This window comes from Curtobacterium sp. Leaf261 (assembly GCF_001422205.1).
Taxonomy (GTDB): Bacteria; Actinomycetota; Actinomycetes; order Actinomycetales; family Microbacteriaceae; genus Curtobacterium.
The window spans coordinates 26791-40202 of sequence record NZ_LMMJ01000001.1 but is presented as its reverse complement, the minus strand read 5'-3'; the positions used below and the strand labels follow the sequence as shown (position 1 = coordinate 40202).

At 72.8% G+C, this 13412-nt stretch carries 8 protein-coding genes; 7 read left to right on the top strand and 1 reads right to left on the bottom strand.

Translation table 11 applies throughout. The features are described from left to right. Positions 1 to 2: 2 nt before the first annotated feature. The 3 genes from ASF23_RS00175 (at position 3) to ASF23_RS00165 (ending at position 6445) form a co-directional block, all read left to right on the top strand. Entirely contained in the window at positions 3 to 1034 is a 1032-nt protein-coding gene (locus tag ASF23_RS00175; RefSeq protein WP_055947315.1) for a Gfo/Idh/MocA family protein, read from the top strand. Between the two features lie 82 nt (positions 1035 to 1116). Next, positions 1117 to 5052 carry a Pls/PosA family non-ribosomal peptide synthetase gene (locus tag ASF23_RS00170; protein ID WP_055947313.1) on the top strand — a complete coding sequence of 1312 codons (3936 nt, stop codon included), beginning with the start codon at positions 1117 to 1119 and terminating at the stop codon, positions 5050 to 5052. A gap of 76 nt (positions 5053 to 5128) precedes the next feature. Next, positions 5129 to 6445 carry a M1 family metallopeptidase gene (locus ASF23_RS00165; protein ID WP_235510720.1) on the top strand — a complete coding sequence of 439 codons (1317 nt, stop codon included), beginning with the start codon at positions 5129 to 5131 and terminating at the stop codon, positions 6443 to 6445. Positions 6446 to 6571: 126 nt separating this feature from the next. Here ASF23_RS00165 and ASF23_RS18050 read toward each other — a convergent pair whose 3' ends face one another. Next, entirely contained in the window at positions 6572 to 7351 is a 780-nt protein-coding gene (locus ASF23_RS18050) for a 4'-phosphopantetheinyl transferase family protein (protein ID WP_055947308.1), read from the bottom strand. Between the two features lie 642 nt (positions 7352 to 7993). Here ASF23_RS18050 and ASF23_RS18915 point away from each other — a divergent pair. The 4 genes from ASF23_RS18915 to ASF23_RS00135 all read left to right on the top strand — a co-directional run bounded on the left by ASF23_RS18915 (position 7994) and on the right by ASF23_RS00135 (position 13403). After that, a complete protein-coding gene (locus ASF23_RS18915) occupies positions 7994 to 10066 on the top strand; it encodes a TPM domain-containing protein (protein ID WP_055947303.1) in 2073 nt (690 codons plus the stop codon). Positions 10067 to 10168: 102 nt separating this feature from the next. Then, positions 10169 to 10882 carry a PspA/IM30 family protein gene (locus tag ASF23_RS00145; protein ID WP_055947300.1) on the top strand — a complete coding sequence of 238 codons (714 nt, stop codon included), beginning with the start codon at positions 10169 to 10171 and terminating at the stop codon, positions 10880 to 10882. Between the two features lie 165 nt (positions 10883 to 11047). Further along, complete coding sequence (locus ASF23_RS00140; RefSeq protein ID WP_156364019.1) at positions 11048 to 11869, top strand: arginase family protein; 822 nt, start codon at positions 11048 to 11050, stop codon at positions 11867 to 11869. Between the two features lie 133 nt (positions 11870 to 12002). Continuing rightward, the gene (locus tag ASF23_RS00135; protein ID WP_055947294.1) at positions 12003 to 13403 is read left to right on the top strand and encodes a dihydrolipoyl dehydrogenase family protein; all 1401 of its coding nucleotides are present in this window, start codon (positions 12003 to 12005) and stop codon (positions 13401 to 13403) included. Positions 13404 to 13412: the final 9 nt, after the last annotated feature.

Sequence of the window (13412 nt, the reverse complement as noted above, 5' to 3'; positions counted from 1 at the left end):
GCATGACGTTCGCCTTCCCGCAGCCCGAGACCGCTCCTCTCCGCGGGGGGAACCGGCTGCGCTGGGGTGTCATCGGGCCCGGCGAGATCGCTGGTGACTTCACCGCCACCCTGCATGCGAACTCCGACCAGCGCGTCGTCGCCGTCGGGTCCCGCTCCCACGACCGCGCCGTGGCGTTCGCCCGGAAGCACGGCGTCGAGCGTGCACACGACTCGTACGAGGCCCTCGTCGCCGACCCCGAGGTCGACGTCGTGTACGTCGCGAGCCCGCACCCGCAGCACACCGAGCACGCCCTCCTCGCGATCGCCGCCGGCAAGCACGTCCTCGTCGAGAAGCCCTTCGCCACGAGTGCCGCCGACGCCGTCCGGATCGCCGCCGATGCCCGCGCCGCCGGCGTCTTCGCGATGGAGGCACTCTGGACGCGCTTCCTCCCCCACACCCGCACGATCGACGCGCTCCGCGCCCGCGGCGACCTCGGCGATGTCATCCTCGCGACGGTCGACGTCGGGTGGAAGAACCCGCTCGAGCCCGGCAGTCGGATGGTCGATCCGGACGCCGGCGGCGGAGCGCTCCTCGACGCCGGGGTGTACGGCCTCTGGTTCGCACAGTGGGCGACGGGGGTACCGGTGACCATCCGCGCCACGGGGCGTTCGACGGAACGCGGGGTGGACCTCCAGTCCGTCGCCGCGCTCGCGACCGCGGACGGTGCGCACGCGACCGTCGCGACCAGCATCCTCACCGCCACCGACGGACTCGCGACGATCGGCGGCACCGCCGCCTCGGTCCGGTTCACCGACCACTTCGTCTTCCCGGCGTCCTTCGTCCTCCGCGACGGCGACGGCTGGCACCCATGGCAGGACCCGTCCGGACTCTCCGGACGGGAGGGCCTCGTCTGGCAGGCCGCAGCGTTGGCGGCGGACGTCGGCGCCGGCCGGACCGAGTCGGCGCTGCACTCGCTCGACGACACGGTGGCGCTCATGACGACGCTCGACGAGGTCCGTCGACAGGTGGCCGTCGACGCCGTCGCCGGCTGACGGGAGTTTCCGGACACGTCACATCGGTCCCCTAGGATCGCCGCACCCCGGCGGGCGCCGGACGCGGACTGGAGGCACGTGCATGGCAGCAGGGTCGAGCGACGGTCCGACGGACGGTGCGGCAGGAACGGTGCTCGCCGACCACGCGCAGCCCGAGCTCTCTGCCGGGTCCCGCGCACCACGCCCGCGCACCCTGCTCGACGTCCTGACCAGCACGGCCGAGGAGCACCCGGATGCCCTGGCGCTCGAGGACCCGGAGGGCGGCATCAGCTACCGTCGGCTCCTCGCACTCGTCCGGCACGGGGCTGACGACCTGGCCTCCCGCGGTGTCGGCGTCGGTGACCGCGTCGGCATCAGGATCTCCTCGGGGACGCGGACCCTCTCCGTCGCCGTGCTCTCGGTGCTGGCCGCGGGTGCCGCGTACGTGCCGGTGGACGCCGACGACCCGGAGGAGCGCGCCGACCTCGTGTTCGGCGAGGCGGGTGTCGTCGGGGTGATCGGCGACGGAGGGGTGCTGCGGGCGCGGGACGGATCGCGGATGCCGGTGCTCGACGACGCCGTGGACACCGCGCGGCCAGGTCCGGGACTCGACGACGACGCGTGGATCATCTTCACCTCGGGTTCCACGGGGGTCCCGAAGGGCGTCGCGGTGACGCACCGTTCGGCCGCTGCGTTCGTCGACGCCGAGGCCCGGATGTTCCTGCAGCGCGAGCCGATCGGCTCCGGTGACCGTGTCCTGGCCGGGCTCAGCGTGGCGTTCGACGCGTCCTGCGAGGAGATGTGGCTCGCCTGGGGCCACGGTGCCTGCCTCGTCCCGGCCCCGCGTGCGCTCGTCCGGAGCGGGGTCGACCTCGGCCCGTGGCTCATCGCACACGGCATCACGATCGTCTCGACGGTGCCGACCCTCGCGGCGCTCTGGCCCGACGACGCGCTCGAACTCGTCCGGCTCGTCATCTTCGGCGGCGAGGCATGTCCCCCGGAGCTCGCCGCGCGCATCACCGCGCGCGGCCGCGAGGTCTGGAACACCTACGGCCCGACCGAGGCAACCGTCGTGGCGTGCGGCGCGCCGCTCGACGGTGGGACCCCGATCCGGATCGGCCTGCCGCTCGACGGCTGGGACCTCGCGGTCGTCGACGCGTCGGGCGCACGGGTGTCCGAGGGCGAGGTCGGCGAGCTCATCATCGGCGGGGTCGGCCTCGCCAGGTACCTCGACCCGGCGAAGGACGCCGAGAAGTACGCATCGTTCCCGCAGCTCGGATGGGACCGCGCCTACCGGAGCGGTGACCTCGTCCGGTACGAGGCCGCCGGTCTGGTGTTCCAGGGACGCGCCGACGACCAGGTCAAGCTCGGCGGTCGCCGCATCGAGCTCGGGGAGGTCGACGCAGCCCTCCGGTCCCTCGACGGGGTCGCCGGTGGTGCCGCGGTGGTGCAGCGGACCGCAGCCGGCAACCAGGTGCTCGTCGGGTACGTCGCGGTGTCGGGCGAGCCGGCCGACTTCGACCGTGCGGCAGCGACTGCGCGGCTCCGCGAGGACCTGCCGGCCGCCCTCGTCCCCCTGCTCGCGGTCGTCGACGACCTGCCGACCAGGACCTCGGGCAAGGTCGACCGCGCCGCACTCCCCTGGCCGCTCGACGACGCACCCGGTGAGAGCGCCGTGCTGCCGCCGACCGTCGCGTGGATCGCCGAGCGGTGGTCCGCGATCCTCGGTGCGCCCGTGACGAGCCCCGACGACGACTTCTTCGCCCACGGCGGCGGGTCCCTGACGGCGGCGCAGCTCGTCTCGGCGATCCGGGAGCGCTTCCCGAACACCACCGTCGCCGACGTCTACGACCATCCGCGGATCGGTGCGCTCGCCGAGGCGATCGACGTCGACGGGGGCGAGACCGCCGCCGAGGCTCGATCGGTCCTGCCGGTCCCACCCGCGACCGGGTTCGCGATGGCGCTCCTCGGGCTCCCCCTGCACATCCTCGTCGGCCTCCGCATCCTGACGTTCGTCGCCATCGCGAACGACGTCCTGCAGGCCACCACACTGCCGTTCCTGCCGACCGTGCCGTGGCAGGTGCTCGTCGTGGGCATCGTGGTGTTCGTGAGCCCGCCCGGCAAGATGGCGATCACGGTCGCCTGCGCGAGGGTCCTGCTCCTCGGCGTCCGTGCCGGTGCGCACCCCCGCGGTGGGTCCGTCCACATCCGCGTGTGGCTCGCGGAGCAGATCGCACACCTCGTCGACGGCCCGAGTCTCTCGGGGGCCCCGTGGATCGCCTACTACGCCAGGGCCCTCGGAGCGAAGATCGGCCCGGGCGTCGACCTGCACACGCTCCCGCCCGTCACCGGCATGCTCACCATCGGCGGCCACGCGGCCGTCGAGCCCGAGGTCGACCTCGTCGGACACTGGGTCGACGGCGACGTCTTCCGGATCGGGGCGATGCACATCGGGTCGGACGCGATCGTCCGGAGCCGGAGCACCCTGCTCCCCGGCGCACGCGTCGGTGCCGGGGCCGAGATCGAACCGGGCTCCGCCGTCGCCGGACGCGTTCCGGCCGGCGAACGGTGGGCGGGCTCCCCCGCCCACCGCGTCGGCTCGGCACGGCGCGACAAGCTCGGCCGCCCGCCCCGGGGTCGCGGATGGCTCGTCGCGTACGGCGTCGGATCGCTCGTGGCCGCCGGTCTGCCCGTGGTCGGGGTCGCCGTCGGCGTGCTCGTCGTCGTCGCGCTCGTCGGCCGGGCGCCGGACCTCGGCGCGGCCGCGCGCACCGCTGCCGCGGCCGTCCCGCTCGCCACGATCGCCGCCGGGGCGACCTACGCCCTCCTCGTCGTCGTCGCCGTGCGCCTGCTCGGCATCGGTCTCGCGGAGGGTCGGCATCCCGTCCGGAGCCGGATCGGATGGCAGGTCTGGTCGACCGAACGCATCCTCGACGCGGCGCGGACCCTCCTCTTCCCGCTGTACGCGAGCCTCGTGACACCCGTGTGGCTGCGGCTGCTCGGTGCACGGGTCGGCGCCGACGCGGAGATCTCGACCGTGCTCCTCGTCCCGAAGCTGACCGCGATCGCACCGGGCGCGTTCCTGGCGGACGACACCATGGTCGCGACGTACGAGCTCGGTGGTGGCCGGATGCGCATCGGCCGGTCGAAGGTCGGACGACGGGCGTTCCTCGGCAACAGCGGCATGACCGCCGGCGGGAGGTCGGTCCCCCGCGAGGCGCTCGTGGCCGTCCTCTCCGCCGTGCCGCGGAAGGCGAAGCGTGGATCGTCGTGGCTCGGGAGCCCACCCGTCCGGCTCCGCCGCGCGACGGCGGAGTTCGACGAGTCGAGGACCTTCTCGCCGCCCACCCGTCTCCGGGTCGCACGCGGTCTCTGGGAGCTGCTCCGCCTGCTGCCCGTGATGGTCTCCGGCTGGATCGCGCTCGCGGTCGTCGTCGTGCTCGAGTGGGTCTGGACCGAGGTCGGTCTCGGCTGGGCGATCCTGCTCTCCGGGGTCGTCCTCGTCCTCGCCGGCGCAGTGGCTGCAGCGATCACGACGGCCGCCAAATGGGCCTTCGTCGGGCGGATCCGCGCCGAGGAGCACCCGCTGTGGTCCTCGTTCGTGTGGCGGAACGAGGTGCAGGACACCTTCGTCGAGATGGTGGCGCGGCCGTGGTTCGCCACGAACGCGGCCGGCACGCCGGTGCTCGCCGCGTGGCTGCGCACACTCGGGGCGTCGATCGGCCGCGGTGTCTGGTGCGAGTCCTACTGGCTCCCGGAGGCCGACCTCGTGCGGCTCGGCGACGGGGCGACCGTGAACCGCGGGTGTGTCGTGCAGACCCACCTGTTCCACGACCGGGTGATGCAGCTCGACGGGGTCCGTCTCGACGCCGGCGCGACGCTCGGGCCGCACAGCGTGATCCTGCCCGCCGCGGCCATCGACGACGGGGCGACGGTCGGGCCGGCCTCACTCGTGATGCGCGGCGAGCGGGTCCCCGCCGGGTCGGTGTGGTCCGGCAACCCCATCACGCCGTGGGTCCGGCCGCCGTGGCAGCGCTGACCCCGCACCGATCGCTGCGTGGATCGCTGCGTGGATCGGATGAGGGTGCGCCCCGCATGGCACACTGGACGGCACCGTGAGAACCGATGCGATCGACCCCTACACCCCGCACAGCGGCGACTCCGGCTACCGGGCCGAACGGTACGACCTGGCGATCGAGTACCGCGTCGCGACGAACCGTCTCACCGCGACCGCGACGATCACCGCGACCGCCGACACCGACGGACCGCTCGACGCCTTCGCCTTCGACCTGCACGGTCTCACGGTGGACGGTGTCACGGTCGACGGTGTCCGCGCCCGGAAGTACAGCACCTCGACGCACAAGCTCACCGTCACACCGCAGACACCCGTCGACGCCGGGGCCCCGTTCACCATCGCGGTGCGGTACCGCGGGGCACCGAAGCCGGTCCGCAGTCCGTGGGGCACGCTCGGGTGGGAGGAGCTGGCCGACGGCGTCATCGTCGCGAGCCAGCCCGTCGGCGCGCCGTCGTGGTTCCCGTGCAACGACCTGCCGACACAGAAGGCGACCTACCGCATCCAGGTGACGTGCGAGTCCGAGTACGACGTCCTCGCGAACGGCGCCCTGGTCGGCCGGGAGTCGGCGCGCGGTGGGACCCGGTGGGTGTTCGAGGTGACCGAACCGATGGCGACCTACCTCGCCACGGTGCAGATCGGCCGGTACCGCACGCACCGGCTGCGGAACACCCCCGTCCCGACGACGCTGCACCACCCGGCGGACCTGCAGCACTCCTCGCGCGTGGACTTCGGCCGTCTCCGGGACATGCTGACGCTCTTCATCGACCGCTTCGGTCCCTACCCGTTCGCCGAGTACGCCGTCGTGGTGACGGACGACGAGCTCGAGATCCCGCTCGAGGCGCACGGGCTGGCCGTGTTCGGCCGGAACCACGTCGACGGCCACCACGGGTCGGATCGGCTGATCGCGCACGAGCTCGCGCACCAGTGGTTCGGGAACTCCCTGACGCTCGGCCGGTGGCAGGACATCTGGCTCCACGAGGGGTTCGCCTGTTACGCGGAGTGGCTCTGGGCCGAGGAACACGACGGCGTCCCCGCCGACCAGAACGCCCGCGAGCACCGCGAGCGGATCGCCCGTGAGCCGCTGGACCTCGTCGTCGCGGACCCGGGCCAGCACGACCTCTTCGACGATCGTGTCTACAAGCGGGGCGCGCTCGCACTGCACGCCGTCCGCCGTCTCATCGGGGACGACCGGTTCTTCACCGGGCTCCGCGCGCTGACCGCCCGGCACCGGCACGGCACGGTCTCGACGACCGACGTCATCGCGGCGTTCGCCGGGACGACGACGCCCGGCGACGGAGCTGCCGTGCGGTCCGCGATCGCGCAGTGGGTCGACGCGAGGACCGTCCCGGAACGCTGACCGGGCGACCTGCTGGACACGGATCGGCCCGAACCTCGGTCCGTGCTCAGGCCCGTCGGTCCGTGCTCAGGCCCGTCGGTCCGTGCTCAGGCCCATCGGCACGTGCTCAGGCCCGTCGGTCCGTACTCAGGCCCGTTCGTCGCGCAGCAGCACGTCGGACCGTCCAGCGGTCGCGATCGCGATGACGAGTGCACCGTCGTCCAGCGGGCCGCCGTCGAGTGCACCGTCGTCCCGCGGACCGCCGTCGAGCGCGCCCTCGTCCCGCTCGCGCACGTCGAGCTCGACACGCCGGATCCGCAGCGACCGCGCCCAGCGGGGTCGTCCAGCCCACCGGACACGGCCGGTCGGACCGCGGTACCGCACGGACACCTGGCGGACGTCGACCCGGAGGCCCCGACCATCGGCTTTCAGCACCGCCTCCTTCGCGGTCCAGAGCGCCGCCGCGGCCCCGCCCCACCGGTTCGCGGTCGCGGTGGTCTCCGCGTCCGACCGGACCACCTTCATCTGACCTGCACCGGATGCCCCCGCAGCCCGCGGTGCGGGCGTGGTCGTGCCTCCCGTCCGTCCGAGGAACCGGCGCTCCGTCGCCGACCAGGCGTCTAGCGGTGCCGCTGCGACGCGGCCGACCCACTCCGCGTCGATGCCGAGGACAGGCCCGGTGGTCGCAGCGAGAACGACCACCTCGCCGGACCGCGCGAGCGAGACCCGCACCGCGACCGTCGTCCCCGAGACCGTCAGCGGGCCGTGCCCGTCGTGGCCGCAGTGTCCGCACCGCTGTCCGAGCCGGACGGCATCGGGCGACGAGTCGGCGAGCTCCGCCGCCAGCAGCCGGAGGCGGTCGTGGTCCGCAGTCCGCGAGTCGCGTCGACGGATGACGACGACGGTCTGGAGGCGCGGTGCACGCATGCAGGAACCGTACGCCCGCAGCACAGGAGCGCCCGTCAGGTCATGGGGACCCGACGGGCGTTCTGTCACCTGCGGTGACGATCCTGCTCACTGACCGGTTCCACTCGCCGCGCGTCGCGCTGGGCGTGTGTCAGTCCGGCGCGCTCCGCGTGTGTCAGCGCATCGCGCTACGCGTGTGTCAGCGCGATGAGGGCGACGTTCATGGTGGAGTACATGCCCTCCGACCGCGTCGCCTGCCGAACCCGACCCCGAAGCACCTCGTAGCGGCCGTCGCGTTCGCGCACGAACCCGATCACCCCGCTCGCAGGTGTCGAGACCCTGTGGAATCCGTCCTCGAGGGGCACGACTTCCGTCCTGGTCGCTCGCTCCATTGCGACTCCCTTCGTCGTTGACCGTTGGACCACCATACTCCTCGCGAGGGGGACAGAGCATGCGTGGATCCGCAGTTGCGCGCCGATCCGCAGGGAATGCTCGGGGTACACCACCGGTGTCGCGGGACCGAGCCCCGGCGCCTCGTCGTGCACCTGCGCCCGACGTTCTCCACAGGCACCGGATCCTCTTGCCGTCCGGCCATGCGCCGTCGATAGACTCCGTGCACCGGGAGGCGGATCCTCGTCCACCCGGTGCGCGACAGGAGGACGCATGGCAGCGATCCGCGGTGGATCGACCACCCAGCGGCGGGGGCACGGCACGGGCGGGCGGCGCTCGACGACGGGACGCTCGACCGACACGCGATGGGGTCCGACGGTGCAGCGCTTCGTCGCGACGATCGTCACGACCCTGGTCGGCGCTGCGCTCGTCCTGCTCCCGACGACAGCCGCTTCCGCGACGCCGCCGGTCGACCTCGACGGCAAGTACGTCGTGGACCAGTCGAACGTGCTCAGTGCATCGCAGGAGTCGGCGATCCAGAAGTCGCTCGACGACCTCTACGCCAAGACCCGCACGCGGTTGTTCGTCATCTACGTGCCGTCGTTCACGAACCCGTCGGACCAGGCGGCGTGGGGGCGCCAGGCGCTCGAGCTCAACCAGCTCGACACCGACAGCGTGCTGCTCTCCGTGGCCACCGACGACCGCGTCTACAACGTCACGCAGTCCGACTCGTCGAGCACCCTCACGTCCGCCGACGTCCAGGAGGCCACCGAGCAGGACCTGGTCCCGAAGCTCCGGGCGAACGACTGGTCCGGGGCCGCGACGGCGTTCGCCGCCGGGCTCTCTGCGACGCAGGACCCGCCGAACCTGACGTGGCTGTGGATCCTCCTCGCCGTGATCGTGGTCGCCGTGGTCGTCGTGGTCCTCGTCATCCGGGCACGTCGGCGTCGCGCAGCAGCGGAGTCGTCAGAAGCCGAGGCCGCCGAGCTCGCGGAGCTCGAACGCCGCGCCGGTGGCGCCCTCGTCACGATCGACGACGAGCTCCGGACCGCCGACCAAGAGGTCGGGTTCGTCGTCGCCCAGTTCGGCGCGGATGCCGCGAAGCCGTTCGTCGAAGCGCTCGACACCGCCAAGAAGTCCGTGCGGAAGGCGTTCACCTACCAGCAGCAGCTCGACGACGAGATCCCGGACACCGCCGAGCAGCGTGCGACCTGGTCCCGGCAGATCGTCGACATCTGCGAGAAGGCGCATGCCGCGATCGAGGAGCAGACCGACTCGTTCGATCAGCTCCGTGCGCTCGAGGACGGCGTCGACGGGGCCGCCGTCGAGCTGCAGAACGCCGTCGCCGCGGCCCCGGCCAGCATCTCCGCTGCCGACGCCGCGCTCGGTGCGCTCCGCGGTCGCTGGACCGGACGGACCATCGGCTCGGTCGAGGGCAACGTCGACCAGGCGCGCGAGGTCCTCGGGTTCGCCACGGAACGCACCGAGGCGGCGACCGCGGCGCTCACCGCCGGCGACAAGGGTGCCGCGGTGATCGCGGTCCGCGACGCCCAGCACGCACTCGCCCAGGTCGCGCAGCTCACCGGTGCGGTCACCGCGGCCGGGCCGGCCTTCGAGGAGACCGCCGCCCGCGTCGAGACCCTGCGCGCCGAGGTCGACGGCGACGTCGCCGCCGGACGACGTCTGCAGGACGCAGGTCCGGCGAACGGCTCGACCGACGTCACCGCCGCGATCGCCGTCGCGGAGACGCTGCTCCGTCGAGAGCTCGACCCGAAGGACCCGCTGGCGGCACTCGATCGGCTGACGCAGGTCAACACGCAGATCGACGCAGCACTCGCCACGGCGCGCAGTGCGGCCGAGCAGTCGCAGCGCGCCGCGGCGGCCCTCGACGCCGCACTCCGAGACGCCCGCTCGCGGATCAGCCAGGCGCGGGAGTACATCTCGATGCGCCGTGGCGGCGTGGGTTCGACGGCGCGCACCCGGCTCTCCGAGGCGGAACGCGCGCTCGACGACGCGGTCGGCATGGCCACGACCGATCCCGCGAGGGCACTGCAGGCGGCGCGTGCTGCCGAGCAGTACGCCGCGGCAGCGATCGACGAGGCGAACAACGACATGGGCGGCTGGCCCGGTCAGGGCGGCGGTGGCAACGGCGGTAGCGGCGCGCAGCTCGGCGGTCTCGTCACCGGGCTCGTGCTCGGCGGTCTGCTCGGCGGTCGTGGTGGGAGCTACGGCGGCGGCAGCTTCGGCGGAGGCGGCTTCGGCGGTGGCGGCGGCTTCGGCGGTGGTGGCGGCTTCGGCGGGGGCGGCGGCGGGGGCGGCGGCTTCTCCGGGGGTGGTCGCTTCTGAGCACCCTCCTGACCACCCGGCGCTGACCGGCACCTCCGACGACCAGACCATCCAACGCAGTACCGATCCATCCAGAACCGTTCCACCAGAAAGGGACACATCATGGCGAAGCAAACCATCTTCGGCCGGATCTCGACGCTCGTCCGGGCGAACGTGAACCAGCTGATCGACAACGCCGAGGACCCGCAGCTGATGCTCGACCAGCTCGTCCGCGACTACTCGAACAACATCGCGGACGCCAAGACCGCGATCGCGCAGACCATCGGCAACGTCCGGCTCATGGAGCAGGACCACGCCGAGGACGTCTCCGCAGCCGCTGACTGGGGTCAGAAGGCCGCCAGTGCCTCGGCCGCCGCGGACCGGTACCGCACCGAGGGCAAGACCGTCGAGGCGGACAAGTTCGACAACCTCGCCAAGGTCGCGATCGGCAAGCAGATCGCCGCCGAACAAGAGGCGAAGGACGCCGAGCCGACGCTCGCCGCGCAGAACGAGTCCGTCGAGAAGCTCAAGAGCGGCCTCGCGGGCATGGAGCAGAAGCTCGTCGACCTGAAAGCCAAGCGCGATCAGCTCGTGGCCCGGGCCAAGACCGCCGAGGCGCAGACCAAGGTCAACGACGCCGTCGGCAACATCGATGTGCTGGACCCGACGAGCGACCTCGGCCGCTTCGAGGAGAAGGTCCGCCGCGAGGAGGCGAAGGTCATGGGACAGACCGAGCTGCAGTCGTCGAGCCTCGACGCCCAGTTCGAGAGCCTCGCCGACGTCGGCAAGGACGCCGAGGTCGAGGCCCGGCTCGCGGCGCTCAAGTCCGGCAGCTGACACCGGCGTCACGTCCTCGAGACACCGCCCTCCGAGCGTCACACCGCTCCGGACGGCGGTGTCTCGCTGTCTAGGCGGTGTCGCGACGGCCGAGGCGGTGTCCCGCTGCCTGAGCAGTGTCCGCCGACCGGGGCGGTGCGGTCCCGGACCTGACAGACTGTGCCCGTGCAGTTCATCGTCGTCGGCCAGTGGCAGGGTTCGGCGTCGTCGCGGGCGATGCGGCTCGGCGACGGCGCCCAGGCGATCGCGGCGGACCTCCCCCGCAGCGCGACGACCACCGTGGACGTCCCGGCCGGTGCGGGCGACCGGCTCGAGACCGCCATCGCCCGGTACACGTCCGTCCGGAGCGTCGCCGAGGCCGTGTCCGAAGAGGTCCGTGTCGCGTCCGAGCCGGTGCTCGTGATCGGCGGCGACGGCGCCGTCGTGCTCGGGGCCGCCGCGGCGTGCACCCCCGCGACCACGTTCGTCCGACTCTCCGGCTCCGCGGGGTTCCGGGCACTGAACCGCGCGCAGCCGGTCGCCGCCGAGAACGCCGCCGTCCGGATCCTCACCGAACGACCGACCGACCTGTTCCCCGGCCTCGTCACGCTCGCGACCGACCACGTGCTCGTCGTCGGGCCTCGGGGTGTGGAGGACGCCGAACGGAACGCTCTCGACCGCGCCGGCATCCGGCTCCTCGACGCGGATGCCGCCGACCCGGACTCGATCCGCGCAGCCGTGGACGCCACCGGGCCCGACGGGGTCTTCGTCCACGTCGACCTGGACGTCCTCGATCCCGGCGAGGTCGACGGCCTCCTCGAACCCGTTCCCTTCGGGTTCGACGGCGCAGAACTGCTCGCGGCCCTCGCGGCCGCGACCGCCGGACGTCCCCTCGCCGGCGCCGCCATCACCGGTTTCGCGCCGGTCGATCCGTCGCGGGCGGTGGATGACATGGGGGTGATCCTCCGGATCGTCGGCGCCCTCTCGGCGGCGTCCCGCGTGTCCTGACGGCGGAACGGACCGCGGAACCGATGGCGGAAGTGGCCGTCGAACGCGACCGTCCCGCGGACCGGAGCGCACCGTCGGACGTCCCCCGGGCCTCCCGGCCGGTGTCAGGGCACCCCCGCGTACGCTCGACGGCATGACGGAATTCGACCTCATCGTGATCGGCGCCGGCGCAGTCGGCGAGAACGTGGCGGACTACGCCCACAAGCGCGGACTGAGCACCGCGATCGTGGAGTCCGAGCTCGTCGGCGGCGAGTGCTCCTACTGGGCGTGCATGCCCTCGAAGGCGCTCCTCCGGAGCGGGCACGCCGTGCGCGCTGCCCAGCGCCTCGACGGCGCCAAGCAGGCAGTGACGGGGTCGATCGACCCCGCGGCCGTGTTCGCCCGGCGCAACTCGTTCACCAGCGACTACAAGGACGACGGCCAGGTGTCGTGGCTCGAGTCGGCCGACATCACGCTCCTCCGCGGCCACGCCACGATCACCGGCCCGAAGACGATCTCCATCGACGGCGAGACGCACACCGCCCGCGGCGCGATCGCCGTCGCGACCGGATCGGTGCACATGCTTCCGGACGTCCCGGGTCTCGCCGACGCAGCCCCTTGGGGCACCCGTGAGGCGACGAGCGCGCAGTCCGTGCCGGAGAGCCTCATGGTCGTCGGCGGCGGTGTCGCCGGCTCGGAGCTCGCGACCGCGTACGCGTCGTTCGGCACGAAGGTCACCCTCGTGGCTCGCTCCGGTCTGCTCGGCAGCCAGGAGCCCTTCGTCGGCGAGCTCGTCGCCGACTCGATGCGCGAGCTCGGGATCGACGTCCGCGTCGGCGTCAGCCCGACCCGGGTGGACCGCGACGAGCACGGCCTCGTGACGACGACCCTCGACGACGGCACCACCGTGGTCTCGAGCGAGATCCTCGTCGCGACGGGTCGGACTGCTCGGACCGGCGACCTGGGCCTCGAGAACGTCGGGATCACCCCCGGCGACTGGCTGCACGTCGACGACACCATGCTCGTCGAGGGCACCGACTGGCTGTACGCCGTCGGCGACGTCAACCACCGCGCCCTGCTCACCCACCAGGGCAAGTACCAGGCCCGTGCCGCCGGCGAGGCGATCGCCGCCCGGCTCCAGGGCACCGATCTCCACACCGAGCCGTGGGGTGCGCACGTCGCGACCGCCGACCACGCCGCCGTCCCCCAGGTGACGTTCACCGACCCCGAGGTCGCGAGCGTCGGCCTCACCGAGGACGCCGCACGCAAGCAGGGGCTGGACGTCCGCGCGGTCGAGTACGACCTCGGTGCCATCGCCGGATCGGCACTCCAGGCGGACGGCTACACCGGCCGCGCGAAGATGGTCGTCGACGAGGACCGGAAGGTCGTGGTCGGTGTGACGTTCGTCGGCCAGGACGTCGCGGAGATGCTCCAGGCGGCGACGGTCGCGGTCGTCGGCGAGGTGCCGATCGACCGCCTCTGGCACGCCGTCCCCGCCTACCCGACCATGAACGAGATCTGGCTGCGACTGCTCGAGACCTACGGTCGTCCGTGACCGACCGGC